Source organism: Butyrivibrio sp. XB500-5 (assembly GCF_003625505.1).
GTDB lineage: Bacteria > Bacillota > Clostridia > Lachnospirales > Lachnospiraceae > Butyrivibrio.
On sequence record NZ_RAIS01000001.1, the window covers coordinates 1,023,326 to 1,040,194 of the forward strand.

15 protein-coding genes and 1 riboswitch are annotated in these 16,869 nt (G+C 44.2%); all 15 genes read right to left on the reverse strand.

Annotated elements, in window-relative coordinates; all coding sequences use genetic code 11:
* Positions 1–139: 139 nt before the first annotated feature.
* Entirely contained in the window at positions 140–1,183 is a 1,044-nt protein-coding gene (locus D6856_RS04655; RefSeq protein ID WP_120685926.1) for a peptidylprolyl isomerase, read from the reverse strand.
* 75 nt (positions 1,184–1,258) lie between these two features.
* On the reverse strand, positions 1,259–3,250 hold the full coding sequence (locus D6856_RS04660; RefSeq protein WP_120685927.1) for a 2-isopropylmalate synthase: 1,992 nt from the start codon (positions 3,248–3,250) through the stop codon (positions 1,259–1,261).
* Between the two features lie 143 nt (positions 3,251–3,393).
* Positions 3,394–4,701 (reverse strand): phosphomethylpyrimidine synthase ThiC, encoded by a 1,308-nt coding sequence (gene thiC, locus D6856_RS04665; RefSeq protein WP_120685928.1) that lies wholly within the window; start codon positions 4,699–4,701, stop codon positions 3,394–3,396.
* Positions 4,702–4,761: 60 nt separating this feature from the next.
* On the reverse strand, positions 4,762–5,541 hold the full coding sequence (thiD, locus tag D6856_RS04670; RefSeq protein ID WP_120685929.1) for a bifunctional hydroxymethylpyrimidine kinase/phosphomethylpyrimidine kinase: 780 nt from the start codon (positions 5,539–5,541) through the stop codon (positions 4,762–4,764).
* Positions 5,542–5,615: 74 nt separating this feature from the next.
* Positions 5,616–6,248 (reverse strand): thiamine phosphate synthase, encoded by a 633-nt coding sequence (gene thiE / locus D6856_RS04675; protein WP_120685930.1) that lies wholly within the window; start codon positions 6,246–6,248, stop codon positions 5,616–5,618.
* The gene (gene thiM / locus D6856_RS04680) at positions 6,239–7,024 is read right to left on the reverse strand and encodes a hydroxyethylthiazole kinase (protein ID WP_120685931.1); all 786 of its coding nucleotides are present in this window, start codon (positions 7,022–7,024) and stop codon (positions 6,239–6,241) included. Before thiM ends, thiE begins: the two co-directional genes overlap by 10 nt.
* A gap of 18 nt (positions 7,025–7,042) precedes the next feature.
* Positions 7,043–7,615: an energy coupling factor transporter S component ThiW gene (gene thiW, locus D6856_RS04685; RefSeq protein WP_120685932.1), complete on the reverse strand. Its 573-nt coding sequence runs from the start codon at positions 7,613–7,615 to the stop codon at positions 7,043–7,045.
* 117 nt (positions 7,616–7,732) lie between these two features.
* Positions 7,733–7,835, reverse strand: a riboswitch (TPP riboswitch).
* Positions 7,836–7,887: 52 nt separating this feature from the next.
* Positions 7,888–9,108, reverse strand: coding sequence for a zinc ribbon domain-containing protein (locus tag D6856_RS04690; RefSeq protein ID WP_120685933.1), 1,221 nt, complete (start codon positions 9,106–9,108; stop codon positions 7,888–7,890).
* A 162-nt stretch (positions 9,109–9,270) separates the two neighbouring features.
* On the reverse strand, positions 9,271–10,764 hold the full coding sequence (locus D6856_RS04695; protein ID WP_120685934.1) for an ATP-binding protein: 1,494 nt from the start codon (positions 10,762–10,764) through the stop codon (positions 9,271–9,273).
* A 9-nt stretch (positions 10,765–10,773) separates the two neighbouring features.
* Positions 10,774–12,138 carry a vWA domain-containing protein gene (locus D6856_RS04700; RefSeq protein ID WP_120685935.1) on the reverse strand — a complete coding sequence of 455 codons (1,365 nt, stop codon included), beginning with the start codon at positions 12,136–12,138 and terminating at the stop codon, positions 10,774–10,776.
* Entirely contained in the window at positions 12,135–13,058 is a 924-nt protein-coding gene (locus tag D6856_RS04705) for a leucine-rich repeat protein (RefSeq protein ID WP_120685936.1), read from the reverse strand. The genes D6856_RS04700 and D6856_RS04705 overlap by 4 nt, the downstream gene beginning before the upstream one ends.
* A gap of 13 nt (positions 13,059–13,071) precedes the next feature.
* The gene (locus D6856_RS04710) at positions 13,072–13,980 is read right to left on the reverse strand and encodes a diacylglycerol/lipid kinase family protein (protein ID WP_158588826.1); all 909 of its coding nucleotides are present in this window, start codon (positions 13,978–13,980) and stop codon (positions 13,072–13,074) included.
* A gap of 15 nt (positions 13,981–13,995) precedes the next feature.
* Positions 13,996–14,487, reverse strand: coding sequence for a dihydrofolate reductase (locus D6856_RS04715; protein WP_092248688.1), 492 nt, complete (start codon positions 14,485–14,487; stop codon positions 13,996–13,998).
* A gap of 103 nt (positions 14,488–14,590) precedes the next feature.
* Positions 14,591–15,727 (reverse strand): DUF3048 domain-containing protein, encoded by a 1,137-nt coding sequence (locus tag D6856_RS04720; RefSeq protein WP_120685938.1) that lies wholly within the window; start codon positions 15,725–15,727, stop codon positions 14,591–14,593.
* 47 nt (positions 15,728–15,774) lie between these two features.
* On the reverse strand, positions 15,775–16,869 hold a 1,095-nt coding region (locus tag D6856_RS04725; RefSeq protein WP_147367804.1), incomplete at its 5' end, for a DUF3048 domain-containing protein.

Sequence of the window (16,869 nt, forward strand, 5' to 3'; positions counted from 1 at the left end):
AATTCTCACTCCTTTGTATCATTACATTATATATACGCATAAGCCTGCGCTTATCGTACAAAATAAAGTTTAATTCTCGCGTGAATAAAAGTCAATAAAAAATTAGCACTCATCAAGAATGAGTGCTAACAAAATCTTTTTAATCTTTTTTGAAATATTTCCCGTATACATCCATAAGTCCCGTTGTCGTAACGTTTTCATCACTCACAAGCTTCACCGAATCCCAAAGCTTTTCATTAAGCTGCTTGGAAAGTCCTGCAACAAAGGTGTCATACTGCTGCCCGAAGACTTCTCTTTTACGCTCCGCAACAATCTTGACCTTATTGGCTTCCGTCTCTTCTCTGTTGAAGGTACTGATGCACTTGATTATCACGTAGCCATCCTCAGCCTCGACAATGTCGCTGACTTCCTCGGTTCCAAGTGAAAACGCCGCTTCTTCATAGGCCGCGTCCATGTCGCCCTTACCAAAAGAAATAGTTCCTTCGTCAGCTTCGTTGTATTCAGCCATGGTCTCCTCAAAGCTGGCTCCTTCGGCAAGCTTGCTTTTGACCTCTTTTGCTCTGTTTAACGCATTTTCCTTGGCTGTACCATCAAAGCTCTCTTTTTTGCCCGCCGCATCAAGCTTATAAGTCTTTATAAGTATCTGCTCGACTGTGATCGTTCTTGCTTCATCATCACTTATCTCGGGATTGATGTCTCTGATTATGTAGTCGTAGAGCTTATCGGCAAGAGCATGTTCTGCATATATCGCAGTGATGTCCTCTACGGTTATGTCGTTCATCGCCTTTTTATCGGCATCGGAAAGCGTGTCAAAATATTCTTTTGCAGCTTCACCCGCAAGCTTTTCTTCGGACTCTTCGAGTTTTATATCCATCTCTTTAGCTAAAAGATTCATCGCCTTGATCTGAGCGATCTTGGCAAGCACAGAGTCTTTTAACCTGTCTTCGACCGTTCCGCTGTCCGTCTCGGAATTCCAGATATCGGCGCCGAAAGTGCTCTCATAACCTTCCTGCATATTGACAAGATATGCCATAGCCTCGGTTAGAGTACACACAGCCGTTTCTATTCTAAATACCTGATTGTCGGTAAAGCCGGTCGTAAAAACAACCCTCTGCTCCGACAAGTCGCCGCATCCTGTAAGTAGCATGACCGCAAGGAGCAGCATCGCACAAAATTTTCTCATTATAAATCTCCGTATAATAATAATTAAGGGAGCAAAGAATTAACTTTGCTCCCTTAGTATATCATATCCCGAATCTTACCTGGTACTTCTGTACTGAACAGGTGTCATTCCGTACTTTTTCTTAAAGAGTCTGTTGAAGTGCTCAACGTTCTGATAACCTGCAGCTTCAGCAACTTTCTCTATCTTCATGTTGCCGTTTCTAAGGAGCGTGCTCGCCTTGTTAAGTCTGATCCTCTTAACGTTGTCTCCGAATGTCATGCCTGATTTTTCCTTGATGAACTTAGAAAGATAAGGCTTTGATAAATAGAACTGTCTTGAGAGATCATCCAAAGTAACTGTAAGGTAGTTCTCCTGAATGTAGTTCATTATTGTGTTAATGCGCTCATCCTTGGCTTCCTTACTGTTTCTTACGGCGTCAATCTGGTTGACTGCGATAACAAGAGCATTTACGGATGACATGATAACGTCTTCGTCTATACCTACGCCCCAGTATTTCTTACCCTTGCAAGTAATTCCGACATAAGTGCAAGCCTTGGAAGATGAACCTCTTGAAAGAGCGTGCTCTTCGTATGTTGAAAGCTCATAACTGATGTTGAAGTACTGCTTGATGGCGTTACTTACGGCATCGAGACGTCCGTTACCGTTGGCCTCTACAGTATGCTCATTATCAAAATGCATTATCTTAACTTCCGCAAGGATTCCGTCTACCTTCTTAAAGGTACAATCGGGAATTCTGAATACGTAGTTGTTGTGAACGTATTTATCTTCAAAGATTTGATAGATTCTTGCAGGTGAAAGCTCCGCATGCTCTCTGTCAGAAATATCCTTGATCGTATAACTGATATCGGCCTGCATCTCCTTGGGAACCATCATGCCGTAGTTGGTCTTAAGGATGTAGCTTACGCCGCCCTTACCGGACTGGCTGTTGATACGGATAACGTCTCCGTCGTACTCTCTTCCGAGATCCTTGGGATCGATGGGAAGATAAGGAACAGACCAGATTCCGTTGTCCTTCTTCTGCTCATGCCATGCAAAGCCCTTGGAAATAGCATCCTGATGTGAGCCTGAGAACGCTGTGAACACAAGCTGTCCGGCATAAGGCTGTCTCTCGTAGATGCGCATTCTTGTAAGTCTCTCATAAGTCTCTGCGATCTTCATGATCTTGCTGAAATCAAGTCCGGGATCAACTCCGTGTGAATACATATTGAGAGCAAGTGTAACGATATCAACGTTACCTGTTCTCTCACCGTTTCCAAAAAGAGTTCCCTCAATTCTGTCAGCTCCCGCAAGGCATCCAAGCTCGGCATCACTTACACCTGTTCCTCTGTCGTTGTGAGGATGAAGTGAAAGGCTTACCGCATCACGATACTTAAGATTCTTGCTGATATATTCAACCTGTGTTGCAAACACATGAGGCATTGCGATCTCTACCGTTGTAGGAATGTTGATAACAACCTTATTCTCCTTGGTGGGCTTCCAAACATCGAGAACGGCGTTACATACTTCTACGGCATAATCAACCTCAGTTCCGGGAAAACTCTCGGGTGAATACTCAAAAGAGAAATTACCCGTAGTTTCTTTGGCCAATTTATCAAGGAGCTTAGCTCCGTCAATAGCGATCTGCTTAACTTCTTCCTTGCTCTTTTTGAAAACCTGCTCTCTCTGAGCTACAGAAGTTGAATTGTAGAGATGGATGATAGCTCTGGGTGCTCCCTTAACGGCTTCGAAAGTTCTTTTAATAATGTGCTCTCTTGCCTGTGTAAGAACCTGAACCGTAACATCATCGGGGATCATCTTCTTCTCGATAAGAGTTCTCGCAAACTCAAACTCTGTCTCCGATGCTGCGGGGAATCCGATCTCTATCTCTTTAAATCCAAGATCAACCAGCATAGTAAAGAACTCTAGCTTCTCATCAAGGCTCATGGGCTCGATAAGTGCCTGGTTGCCGTCTCTAAGGTCAACGCTGCACCAGATGGGAGGATGATCTACATAATCCTTTTTAACCCACTCGTATGTACATTTGGGCGGCATAAAATACTGACGCTGATATTTCTCGAAATTTTTCATAATATACTCGCTCCTTCGAACTATAAATTGATGAATATTAATGTTGTAAGATTAATATAGTTCATTTTTGTTGATGTATATTATGATATCACAAATTTGCACAAATAAAACATGGCAAAATTAATCTCTTTTCTTGATGTATATTAACCTAATATGTCAACATACTCGCCGTTAAGCGCTTTGTTCATACTTCTTACAGCGCAGAACTTACCGCACATAGAGCAGGTATCGTCGTACTCGGGAGACCTGTCGTCACGGATCTTCTTGGCCGTCTCGGGATCGAGTGCACACTCCCACTGCTTATCCCAATCGAGAACTCTTCTCGCATCTCCCATTGCATTGTCTCTATCCATAGCGTGAGGGATCTTCTTGGCGATATCAGCGGCGTGAGCTGCGATCTTGGACGCTATGATTCCCTGCTTAACGTCATCGACATTGGGAAGTGCAAGATGCTCGGCGGGTGTAACGTAGCAAAGGAAGGCTGCTCCGGAAGCTGCTGCGATGGCGCCGCCGATAGCAGAAGTGATGTGATCGTATCCGGGTGCGATATCGGTAACAAGGGGGCCGAGTACATAGAAAGGAGCTCCCATGCAGATAGTATTCTGAATCTTCATGTTGGCTTCGATCTGGTCCATGGGCATGTGTCCGGGGCCTTCTACCATTACCTGTACGTCTTTTTCCCAAGCTCTCTTTGTGAGCTCTCCGAGTCGTACAAGTTCTTCTATCTGACAAACATCGCTGGCATCGGCAAGACAGCCGGGTCTGCACGCATCGCCGAGTGATATTGTAACGTCGTACTCTCTGCAGATCTCAAGGATATCATCGTAGTATTCATAAAAAGGATTCTCGTTTCCGGTCATGCACATCCAGGCAAATACGAGTGATCCGCCTCTTGAAACAATGTTCATCTTTCTCTTGTGCTTCTTGATCTGCTCAATTGTCTTTCTTGTGATTCCGCAGTGAAGAGTAACGAAGTCAACTCCGTCCTCTGCGTGAAGTCTTACCACATCAATGAAATCCTTCGCGGTAAGTGTTGCAAGATCTCTCTGATAATGAATAACACTGTCGTAGATAGGCACGGTTCCTATCATTGCAGGGCAAGACTCTGTAAGCTTTTTTCTAAAGGGCTGAGTATTTCCGTGGCTGGAAAGATCCATGATTGCTTCCGCACCCATGTTTACGGCTGCCATAACCTTTTCCATCTCGATATCATAATCCTTACAATCCCTTGATACACCGAGGTTTACGTTGATCTTGGTGCGAAGCATTGAGCCTACTCCTTCGGCGTCAATGCACTTATGATTTTTGTTTGCGGGGATAGCGATCTTACCTTCTGCCACAAGTCCTCTGATAAACTCAGGCTCGCGGTACTCCTTCTTTGCTACCGTCTCCATTTCTTTTGTCACGATACCCTTGCGGGCAGCGTCCATCTGTGTTGCATAGTTTCTCATCTCTACCTTCTCCTGTTTCTCTTTTTCTATTTGATAAATCCAAAAACTTGGAAATCAATTTCAAATGTTGACTGTATGATCAAGCGGGCCCGAGCCCTTGCCAAGGTTAAGTCCCGATGCGATTGCATCCGAGATATAAGACTTGGCGTTTCTTATTGCATCTTCAAGGCTCTTTCCAAGCGCCAGATTCGACGCTATCGCACTTGATAATGTGCAACCCGTTCCGTGAGTGTTGCTGCTATCTATTCTTTTCCCTTCAAACCAGGTAATCTTCCCCTCATCAAAAAGAACATCGCTGGCATCTTCTATGCTGTGTCCGCCTTTAATCAAAACCGCGCAGCCGTACTTTGTTCCAAGATCCTCTGCTGCCTTTTCCATTTCTTCTCTTTTTGTTATCGTCAGTCCCGTAAGTGCCTGTGCCTCAGGTATATTCGGCGTTATGACACGGCTTATGGGAAAAAGAAATTTCGCCATTATTTCAACAGTCTCATTTTTCATAAGGCTGCTGCCGCTTGTAGCTACCATTACGGGATCAAGCACGAGATTTTTAACTTTGAACTTGGTCAGTTTTTCATGAACAACTTTTACCTGTTCCGCGCTCGGAAGCATTCCGATCTTGGCCGCATCGCACGGAATATCCGATAAACACGCTTCTATCTGCTGCCCGAGAAATTCGGGAGTAGACTCCATTATCGCCGTAACCCCTGTTGTATTCTGCGCCGTAAGTGCAGTTATCGCAGTCATTCCGTAAACTTTATGCGCGGTCATCGTCTTAAGATCCGCCTGGATTCCTGCTCCGCCGCTACTGTCACTTCCCGCTATCGAAAGAACCACTTTCATAAAACACCTCTCAAATCAAATACTTCGTATTACAAAGCTTAAGCAGTAAATTATTACTGAATCATATTCATCTGTCACAGTTCTTCTATCGCTTTAACCAGTTCTGCCGCGGCCTTCCTTGGATCATCTGCTTTCATGATCGCGGAGACCACGCAAACTCCCGCGATCGGAATTCCTTTTAAAACTCCGAGATTGTCCTTGTTAAGTCCACCGATCGCATTGGCAGGAATCGGAACCGCATTGCATATATCATTAAGAGTATCTGTTGAAGTAAGCACGGTCTTAACCTTGGTCGTTGTCGGATAGATTGCGCCGACTCCCAGATAATCCGCACCTGCTTTATACGCCGCAACCGCCTGTTCTACAGTCTTTGTCGTTGCGCCTACTATCTTGTCTTTTCCAAGAATCTTTCTTGCCGTCTCGACCGGCATATCATCTCTTCCCACATGCACTCCGTCGGCACCCGTTGCAAGAACTACATCGACTCTGTCATCTACGACAAGAGGAACATTATTCTTTCTCGTTATTTCAAGTGCCTTGTTCACAAGGTCTATGTACTCGGCTGTTGTCTTGCTCTTTTCTCTTATCTGTACAAAAGAAACACCACCCTCGATTGCCTCTTCAAGAGCCTTTAGAAACTCTTCTTCGCTCTTTCCGTCGCTGTTTGTGACAAGATAAAGCCTTAGCTGTTTTCTGTCTAAACCCATGTAACCTTCTTCCTCTCTTCAATGATGTCGTCATCTATTTCCGCAATGGCGTCAAACAAACGCATCAGGAACATGTCTCCCTTGGCGTTTTCGCCGCTTATTCCAAAGCCGGCCGTCGCCCATACGATCGAATCAATATCTGTTTGTATTGAAAAGAAAGCTGCGCACACGGCTCCAAGCATACATCCCGTTCCTGTAATGCTGCCCAGCTTTTTTGTACCGTTCTCGATCACAGCTGTTTTAGCGCCGTCCGTCACGATATCTTTTTCACCGCTTGCAAGGACTGTAACCCCGTGCATCCTTGCAAGCTCTTTTGCCATATCAAGTATCTCTTCAAATGTAAGTTTTTTATCTGCATCAACTCCGGATGACTTGTAAGTCTCATCCAAAAGAGCTCGTATCTCCGAGTAATTTCCCTTTATTAGCAACGGCACTTTTGGATTTCTTTTTCCGAGCAGTTCATTTACAGTCGCTCTTCTAAGCTCCGAACACGCCGCTCCAACCGCATCTATCACGATCGGGATTTCTTTTTTCATAGCTTCGTCGTACGAGAGCTTAATAGCTTCAAGCCTGTCTCGCATTATGTTTCCAAAGTTGAGTAAAAGAGCTTTCGCACTCGCCGTTATATCACGAACCTCATCCGGGTGCTCCGCCATAATGGGGCGAGCGCCCAAAAGGAGCACAGCATTCGCACACTGCATTATCGAAATCGGATTCGTGATGCAGTGTATAAGTGGTGATCGTTCTTTTATTTTTTTACAGATATCTAAATTCATCTCGTCACCTTTTGATAATCAAACTGCTTTCTCTTCAGTAGTTTTGTTTTCTTTTTCAGTGTGGATGTCTCTGACTTCATCAGAGCCGTTTAAGCAGTCTTGAATTTTTCTGAGCATTCCGGTCGCAGATAGTCTTTTAAGAAGGAGGTACGCGATGCTGCCTCCGATGAGTGTTCCCATGATAAAAGAAGGAACATAAAAGAAAAGTGTCAGTCCTTCTTTACCCCAAAGATATGTCATAACAGGATATGAAACGATCGCGCCGATGATTCCCGTTCCGATGATCTCACCAAGAACAGCTGCGATTATCTTTCCTTTGGAAACCTTGTATAGGATTCCGGAAAGCGTTGCTCCAAACACAGCTCCCGTGAGAGCAAGCGGAGGGATTCCCATTGTCATCATTCTGATGATACCGATGAGAACCGCGCATGTAAGCGCGTAAACAGGCCCCATAAATACAGCGCACGTGATGTTAATAAGATGTGCCATCGGGCACATTCCCTCAACTCTGAGGATCGGAGAAATAACAACTCCGAGCGCTACAAACATTGCCAGTGTTACCATTTTGAGTAGTACTTTTGAATTCTTCATAAGAGTCTCCTTTTGACGGGCCTGTAAATGCACACCGGTACGTAAGCCGCATCAAGGAGCTTTCAGATTTTTGGCAAAAGAAAAGGAAGCTCCCGTCCGGTAAGCTTCCGCATTAGTTTCCTATATTTAAGGCATCCCTACGTTGGCATTATCCAAATCAGGTTCTCGGTCGAAGGTCACACCTTCCTCTCAGCCTGTAATACAAGCTCCCGTCTATAAAATTTTTATTCAACTATGTTTATACACCATAGCGAAAGTAATTACAATAGCAATTATAATCTTTTGCCGCAGTATGGACAGAATACAGCATCACCGGGAAGCTTCTCTCCGCACCTTGTGCAAAATGCCACTCTGGACTTAGCTCTTGATCCGGATCCGCGTTTTGAATCCGATCCGGGTCCGTAAGCAAGCTTAGCAAGCTCTTTATCCGTACGCTCATCTACGTAGTCATCATCCAGATAACCGTCTTCTTCACCACGTCTTGGAGGTGCTACGCGACGTCTTCCGGCTTCATCTCTTCGTCTTGCTTCGGCTCTTCTGCGTCTTTCCTCTTCTTCCTCACGCCAAGCCTCTTCCTCGGCACGTCTTCTCTCTGCCTCAGCGCGTCTCTTCTCCTCTTCGGCGTGTCTCTTTTCCTCGGCCTCTCTCCTTGCCTTTTCTTCAGCCTCTCTTCTTGCTCTTTCCTCGGCTTCTCTTCTGGCCTTCTCTTCGGCTTCTCTTCTCGCTCTTTCTTCCGCTTCCTTACGGGCAGCTTCTTCTGCAGCCCTTCTCGCTTCCTCAGCGGCTCTTCTTTCCTCTTCCGCCTCGGCGATCAGATCTTCGGGAACAGGCCATCCGCAAGATGTACAGATATCATCCTCAAAGACAATAGGGGCTCCGCACTTAAAGCAGTATCCCATAATATCCTCTTTGGGAATCTTATTCTTTCCTACGCTTCCGGAAACATTCTCCGCAAGCTTTCCTACAGATGATGCCACCTGAGTTAATGTATCCTTGACATCCGGACCTGCAAAGCGCGCCAATAAGTCATCCTCAAGATAAACAAATCTAAGCAGCACCAAAACAGATAATGTAATGATCATAAGCAAGAAAATAATATCAAAAACAAACCAAGCTTTTGATTTAAAAGCAAAATCATTCTTTGCTGCCGCATTACTTGCTATAGCTCTACTGATGACTGTAAAAAACAGATCTGCCGCCGCGCAGGCAACTACAATCTGAGTCACTCTCTCCTCAGTGATCTGTCTGATAAAAAGAACTACAAAAATAGCGATAGGTAATAAAAGGCAAAGTAACAGTATGAACTGAGGCTTTACCAGAGCCTCTCCGTTGTACTTAATACCGCCTACCAAATTCATTGTCGAAACACCGACCTTCTGCTCTGAAAATGACATTGCAAACGTCGGGCAAAAGAAAATAATAGTAACAATTACAGAAAGAACTCTTATTATATTCTCTGCTGTAATCACAGGTTTCCTTGTGATTTCTTTCATTGTCTCTTTCCTCCGATACGTTGTTTTAGACTTCCGTCATTGGATTTGCTTTATTAAAACAAGTTTAAAATCTTTTAACATATTACAACATATCGTATCGATTCGTCAATGTTTGGCGATAATCGCAGCAGTAATCGGAGGTTCAAAGCGTTACCGAAAGCTTCATTTCCACTCGGATGCAAATTCCAGAATCTCGCGATTTAATTCCTGCTTTCTGTCATTTAAAAGAAGCAGCTTATTGTATTTATAATATGCTTCGTTACCGGTTTCTCTTACAAACTTCAAACTGTGATAAGCGTTTGAAAGTTCGGTTAGGAAGATTACCATCTCCTGACTTCCGGTAAGGGATTCGGGATTTCCGAAAGCTCTTTCCATAAATTCAAAGCTGTTAGTGAGATGATCTCCTGTCGCCTTTATACTTGCCTGTCTGTCGGCCTCACGGGAAGTGAACCACTTCTTTGCGGTAGTAACATCGCCTGTTTCAACTTCCTTTAAACATTCTCTAAGTGCAGCCACCGCAAGCCTTCTCTCGCTTTCTTCCTCTCTGTTAAGAAGCCCTGCGTCAGCCTCACGCGACGTCTTTTCTTCGAGTTCATCTATTGCAGGTTTAAGATACTCAACTTCGCCGTCCACATACTTCTTCACCACCTCATACACAAGCTTCTGCACTGCGGCGTTCTTGGAATAATCTCTGAACTCATCCATAAGCTTATCTGTGAGAAGTCCTATGATACTGAGCTTTTCATCAAATGCTCCGTTCTTGATTGCCGCAAGATCTTCGGGGAACTTGCCTTCAAGAATATCGGGAATCTTATAGAGCTCGTTGTATCTGTGATAAAGCTCGTAGTAATCCGCAAAGTCTCTAGCAATCTCTTTATCCTGTAAGTACTGGTCCGTAAGCTTGTTATCAACGGGAATTCCAAGCTTTTCATGAACCTTTATGACGCGTGAAAGATCCTCCCAGCCTCTTGCGGTGACAAAACTCTTTCCGTCGACGTCGCTCTTAATGCTGTAGAAGTTATCCTTCTTAATCTCAAGGTATGCCATGATAGCGCCGTGAACACCCTCTTTGTAGGCGTACTCTTTCCACGCATCGAAGTCCTCTTCTATCGAGATCTTGCGCACACGGTCGAGCGTAACGATATCAAACTCCCTGACTGATTTGTTGTACCTTGCGGGATTGCCCGCAGTAACTATGATAAAACCATCGGGAACCTTGTGACTTCCGAAAGTCTTGTACTGAAGAAACTGAAGCATAGTAGGTGCAAGTGTCTCGGAAACGCAGTTTATCTCATCAAGAAAAAGAATTCCCTCCTTAATCCCGGTCTTCTCAATCTTGTCATAAACCGAGCCCACAATCTCACTCATCGTGTATTCGGTCACGGAATACTTTTTATCACCGTACTCTTTTTCAGATATCATCGGAAGTCCGATCGCGCTCTGCCTTGTGTGATGCGTGATCGTATAAGAAACAAGCCCTATTCCAAGCTCGTGTGCTATCTGCTCCATGATCGCAGTTTTACCGATTCCGGGAGGTCCCATAAGCAGCACGGGACGCTGCCTCTCAACAGGTATCTCATACTGTCCCGCTTCATCCTTTTCAAGGTACGCACGTACCGCGTTCTTTATTTCATCCTTTGCTTCTCTGATATTCATAGCTACCCCTTATATATACAGCTTCTGCGCCCAATCAGGCACTTCGCTGTCATTATAGTCTTCGTCTTTGGCAAAAACAAAAGCCGTCTCGTACCTAGTTGCTTCCTTCGGATAAACTCCGTATCCGTCCGTAAAATAGATAAGACCCTTAAGATTCGTAAGTTCTTCCTTCTCGATAAGTTTCTCAACATGTGAAAAGACAGGCCTAAAATCCGTTCCGTAACCGCCCTCAACATGCACTCCGTCCGAATACTTTTTCATGTCATCGACGGAAAGAATCACATCGTCTCTTTTTACCTCATCATCACATTGGATCACATGTATCTTGATTTTCCTAAAGAAATTTTCTCCGGACAAAAGAATCGACGCAGTCTCATTAAGGAATCGCTGAACCAGTCCGTCCTCGCAGGATGCGGAAGTATCGATCGCTATCACAAGCTCCTGAATCTTTTTAACTTCGCGATGCTCGTTCTCTTCGATAAGAGGCATGTTTCCATACATCTCGATTCCAAACGTATACATTCCGTAGTCAAAAGAATCGGGATCTATGATCGTCTCTTCTCTGATAACCATAAAGTCATCCAGAAAATCGCGGTAGTCCGTCCTTCCCGTATTCTCATATTTCAAAATATAAGAAAGCTTTCCGATCCTGTCACTAGCTTTTTTGCCGACAGTTTCTATCTCGGTCTGAAGGCGCTTACTTTCCTTCTCCCAGTCTTTTTCCTTGTCTTCGATAAGCTTCATGCGATTCGGCGAAATGAAATGCACGTTGTCATTTTTCTTTTCGTCTTCATCAGCATTCGGATCATCCTTGGGAAGTCTCTTCCAAAAGCCGTGATCATCCGCCCAAAACTCTTTTTCCAGCTTCTCGAATTCGTCGTAATCTTCAAAAGGATGCTCCTCGGAAAAATACCGATAAAGCTTCTCCACCGTAAGAACCTTCACATCCCGCGAAAGCCTCTCATACCAGCTGTCCCGATAATCGGATGAGATCCTGTAAATGCACTTATAGTCCATGTCATCAAGGATCGACTCGACGACTATATCCGCGCACAGATCATAAAGCCGCTCGTCCTCGTATTTTCCCGATGTGTACATATGCCTGAAAATGCAATGCATAAGCATGTGCATATAAGTCCTGTTAAGCCTCGCAGGCTCCTCGGTAAACAGCTTAAATAAATATGACGGATTGAATCTTATGCTGACCGCGTCCGTTCCGACACTCGTCGTCGAAAGATCCATCTCGTAAGAAAGACTCGAAAGCGCCGCGCTCATAAATCTCATGGCAATATAGAGCTCGGTTCTCGACGCATCCAAGACCCTGCAGCCCATCTCGCTAAGCTCTCTCTTTTTCTTACTTCCCTCTGCCATCATAAAACAAACTCCGTCGCCGTTCCCGCAGTCCCTGCGCCTGCATCCATAAGTGCCGCAGAAAAAAGAGTCTTCTCCTTTCCCGCAGCATATTCTATAGCCTTGTCGATATCGGCATCTTCAAGGACTTTCTGCGCATCCGCGCATCTGTATGTCAAAAGAGCCTTCATAAGCTCCAAGCTTTCATCTTCATTAACGTCATCTATCAGGCGACAAAGAATACCTGCGCCGTTCTTTCTTACATACTTCTCATAAACGGCTCTGTAGCCCTCAAGAAGCTCCTTGGGAAAAAGAAGTCTTCCCATCGCAATACTCTCCGACAGCGCATTTCCGTCGATGACCGCCTTATCAAAAAGCCTGTCGTATTCTCTGTAATCAATGCTCCTTCTGTCCACACACTCTCTGTATGCATAGCCCGAACCCGCGATAGAAAACTGTATCGTGCGTGCCATAGTGTTCTCATTAAAATCATAGACAAACTCAGGAAACGTAAGTCTCGCCTCATCATAACCTTCATCCGTCTTTATATGTATCCTAAATTCAAGCGTTCTGTCGCTGTCCGCAAGAAAGTTCCTGATAACCTCATACCAGCCCGAGTTCACGGTAATATCGATTATCTTAAGCTTGTCGCACTGTCTGCACACTCCGTCGTAATAATCGTCAAGACTGTCGAAGATACTTATCTTCTCTAGATTCTTGCAATTATGAAAAGCAAACCCGTATAACGTCTTAACGCTCTCGGGAATCTCAACACTTACTATATCTTCCCTTCCCGAAAAAGAGTGGTTTCCTATCGCCTCGACAGAAAGCCCCTCTATTGTTTTGGGTATAACAAGCTTCTCTCCGTTTCCTTCATAGCCCGTTATCTCAATATATTCATGACCGTCTTTTTTACTTTTCTTTTTCTCGTATAAAAAAGCCATTGTTTAACCGTTCTTATCTCTTATGCTTAACCTTTATGGTCACAGCCTTATTTATAACGCTAATATCCGTCTCCTTGGCAGCTCCTCCGAATTCTCCGTCAACCGTCCATTCGCACTCTGTCTCGGACATAAACTTTACTTTTTTAACCTGCTTGATCGTTATCAGATTACTGCTATCAATATTGGTCGCAAGAGCTCCTAGGATCTCATTAAACTCAACTATATTCTTGGGTGCATGGATAAGTAAAAGCTCCATCTCGCCGTCATCAAGCTTAACGTCTGTCTTTCCGAATATATTCATGCCTCCGATGGAGCCGGAATTACATACCGCACCAAAGACATAGTCATCCTCTATAATTTCGCCGTCTATATCTATCTTCATATGAGAATTGTAGCCAAGACTCTGCGGAAGTTCAGAGATCGCGCTGATAACATACGCCGCATACCCGATGATGTTTTTTAGATCCTGATCGGTAGCATAGCTAACCTTGGAAAAAGCACCAAAAGCCGCAACGTAGTTAAAATATCTGTTATTCATCTTGCCGACGTCGTACGAAAAAGGATATCCGTCCAAAGCCACATCAAGCGCTGCAGCGTGAACACTCGGAATTCCCAGACCCTTGGCGAAATCATTGGTACTTCCTGCGGGAATATATGAAATAACAGGTTTGTTCTTCATATCCATTACTGCGCCGACAACATGATTAAGCGTGCCGTCTCCGCCACTGCAAACAATTGATTCAACAAGTCCGTCGTATTTTCCTATTATCGACTCAGAATCAAGTCCGGATCCCGGAATAATGGGATAAACGATAGGTTCATAGCCACGCTGAGCAAGACCTGTTGCTATCGCAAAGGTATTGTTTCCGGCCTTTCCCGTTCCCGCTGATTTATTTATAAGTACCAGTGCTCTCTTTCCCATAAACATTTGCCTCATTTATTTCTTCTTATAAATCCTGTAAGTATATGTGATGTCAAAGTATACCTGCTCATCACTTTCCTCAACGAGTTCCCAGTTAGGGTCCTTATCAAGGTTGGGGAAATATGCATCAGCCTCGTATGCCTTATCGATAAAGGTAACGATAGCAGTATCGCAATCATCGATGAACTGCTTGTATACTGTCTCTCCGCCGATGATATAAACATCATCCGAATTCTCGTTCTTAACAAGCTCCATAAGCTCATCTCTGTTATGCGCCACTTCAGCATTCTTAACCGTATAATCTTTTCTTGTCGAAAGAATGATATTTCTTCTGTTAGGAAGAACTATCTTCTGAGGAAATGTCTCAAGAGTTTTTCTTCCGTAAACGATTGTATTACCTGAAGTTCTGCGTCTGAAGTTATCCTTCTGATCCGCAGGAATGCTCACAAGGAGCTGTCCCTTATTTCCTATTGCCCAATTGCTGTCAACCGCAACGATAGCTTTCATATATTCTCCTCCGTGTACTAAAGATCTTTTCCCAATAATAATAAACAAAAGGTGCCCGTGTCGGACACCTTTTATTATACATATATAAGTTTATTAAATTCAATTATTCAAAGACAACATTGCCCCAAGTATCTTCGGGGATAAGGCTGATGTAAGTCTTACCTGTGTTAATCTGAAGCTCATCGCCGTTCTCATCAAAGAACTTTGTAACACCTGTCATGCTGTCCTTAACCCATGTGATATCCTTGGCAACACCGTTTGTAAGGTACCATCCGTTACCTCTTCCGATGCAGTTGTAGATAAGATATCCGTTCTTATCAAGCTCGTTGAATGAGCAGTTCTGAAGGATTACGTTCTTGAATGAAAGAGGTGCATCTGTCTCGGCATCCTCATGGCGTGCGCCATACTCATACTGCTCGTATTCCTTGGTCTCATCGTTGTACTTAAGCTGAGTTCCCGTGTGCTTGAAAGGAAGTGATACGCTCTTGGCGGGATATGATCTTGAATACTTCTCATCAAGATTGATCTCTTTGCCGTAAGGAGCAAAGTTGAAGTGACTTCCCTCGTTGGCATACTCGTTGTAAGTTGTCGAATAACCTGAGTTTTTGAAATTCTTCTCAAGATCGCCCGATACAATATACTCTGTGAACTCTCTCTTCTTACCGTTGTTTACACGTGAGAAAGTACCTGAGAAATGCTCAGCCCAAGGATTCTTAAAGTAAGGATCGTTGTGAACCGGAGGTCCTCCGTCGTGGCAGAGCACCGCATCCCACTCTGATGCAAGTATAATGTTGGTGGGACGTGTACTTCTGATACTACCAAACTGCTCGATCTTGCCCCAGTCCTTAACGATAGCCATAAATCTTGTTATACGATCGTTCTTGGTACTATTCATGATCTCATAAACAACGTCAGCATTGGATAATTCGTAATGAGCAAGAGCCATCTTCTCATTGTCGACCATTACAGCGATAGGACGCTGATCCTTGATCTCTTCACTGATAGGCTCACCTGTTATCTCACTTAAATACATTCCTTCGGGAATCTCGTAAGATACCTCTTCTGTTGTCTCCTCTGAAGTGCTCTCTGTAGCTGCATCATTGGATGTAATAGGCTCAGCAGACAACTGTAAAGATGAATCGGCATTACCGTCTTCGGATCCGCATGCTGTTAATGCAGAAAAAGCAAGGACACATGCTATGACAATAGCCGTTCTCTTTCCCTTTTTTCTTAATAGCATTTTATTTAATCTCCTTATTTTTTCAATTATAAGTTTATTTAACCCGATTATTCAAAGGCAACGTTGCTCCAACTATCTTCGGGGATAAGGCTGATGTAAGTCTTACCTGTGTTGATTTCAAGCTCATCGCCGTTCTCATCATAGAACTTGGTAACACCTGTCATGCTGTCCTTGACCCATGAGATATCCTTGGCAACACCGTTTGTAAGGTACCATCCGTTACCTCTTCCGATGCAGTTGTAGATAAGGTATCCGTTCTTATCAAGCTCGTTGAATGAGCAGTTCTGAAGGATTACGTTCTTGAATGAAAGAGGTGCATCTGTCTCGGCATCCTCATGGCGCTTGCCATACTCATACTGCTCGTATTCCTTGGTCTCATCGTTGTACTTAAGCTGAGATCCGGTGTGCTTGAAAGGAAGTGATACGCTCTTGGCGGGATATGATCTTGAATACTTCTCATCAAGATTGATCTCTTTGCCGTAAGGAGCAAAGTTGAAGTGACTTCCTTCGTTGGCATACTCGTTGTAAGTTGTCGAATAACCTGAGTTTTTGAAATTCTTCTCAAGATCGCCCGATACAATATACTCTGTGAACTCTCTCTTCTTACCGTTGTTTACACGCGAGAAAGTACCTGAGAAATGCTCAGCCCAAGGATTCTTAAAGTAAGGATCGTTGTGAACCGGAGGTCCTCCGTCGTGGCAGAGCACCGCATCCCACTCTGATGCAAGTATAATGTTGGTAGGACGTGTACTTCTGATACTACCAAGCTGCTCGATCTTTCCCCAGTCCTTAACGATAGCCATAAATCTTGTTACACGATCGTTCTTTGTACTGTTCATGATCTCATAAACAACGTCAGCATTGGATAATTCGTAGTGAGGAAGAGCCATCTTCTCATTGTCGACCATTACAGCGATAGGACGCTGATCCTTGATCTCTTCACTGATAGGCTCACCTGTTATCTCACTTAAATACATTCCTTCGGGAATCTCGTAAGATACCTCTTCTGTTGTCTCCTCTGAAGTGCTCTCTGTAGCTGCATCATTGGATGTAATAGGCTCAGCAGACAACTGTAAAGATGAATCGGCATTACCGTCTTCGGATCCGCATGCTGTTAATGCAGAAAAAGCAAGGACACATGC

Coding starts and splice junctions, on each gene's coding strand:
- D6856_RS04700 (WP_120685935.1), bottom strand. CDS start 12,138: ATGATGGCAGAGGGAAGTAAGAAAAAGAGAGAGCTTAGCGAGATGGGC.
- D6856_RS04710 (WP_158588826.1), bottom strand. CDS start 13,980: ATGGGAAAGAGAGCACTGGTACTTATAAATAAATCAGCGGGAACGGGA.
- D6856_RS04720 (WP_120685938.1), bottom strand. CDS start 15,727: ATGCTATTAAGAAAAAAGGGAAAGAGAACGGCTATTGTCATAGCATGT.
- thiE (WP_120685930.1), bottom strand. CDS start 6,248: ATGGGTTTAGACAGAAAACAGCTAAGGCTTTATCTTGTCACAAACAGC.
- thiW (WP_120685932.1), bottom strand. CDS start 7,615: ATGAAGAATTCAAAAGTACTACTCAAAATGGTAACACTGGCAATGTTT.
- D6856_RS04655 (WP_120685926.1), bottom strand. CDS start 1,183: ATGAGAAAATTTTGTGCGATGCTGCTCCTTGCGGTCATGCTACTTACA.
- D6856_RS04660 (WP_120685927.1), bottom strand. CDS start 3,250: ATGAAAAATTTCGAGAAATATCAGCGTCAGTATTTTATGCCGCCCAAA.
- D6856_RS04690 (WP_120685933.1), bottom strand. CDS start 9,108: ATGAAAGAAATCACAAGGAAACCTGTGATTACAGCAGAGAATATAATA.
- thiD (WP_120685929.1), bottom strand. CDS start 5,541: ATGAAAGTGGTTCTTTCGATAGCGGGAAGTGACAGTAGCGGCGGAGCA.
- D6856_RS04695 (WP_120685934.1), bottom strand. CDS start 10,764: ATGAATATCAGAGAAGCAAAGGATGAAATAAAGAACGCGGTACGTGCG.
- D6856_RS04705 (WP_120685936.1), bottom strand. CDS start 13,058: ATGGCTTTTTTATACGAGAAAAAGAAAAGTAAAAAAGACGGTCATGAA.
- thiC (WP_120685928.1), bottom strand. CDS start 4,701: ATGAGAAACTATGCAACACAGATGGACGCTGCCCGCAAGGGTATCGTG.
- D6856_RS04715 (WP_092248688.1), bottom strand. CDS start 14,487: ATGAAAGCTATCGTTGCGGTTGACAGCAATTGGGCAATAGGAAATAAG.
- thiM (WP_120685931.1), bottom strand. CDS start 7,024: ATGAATTTAGATATCTGTAAAAAAATAAAAGAACGATCACCACTTATA.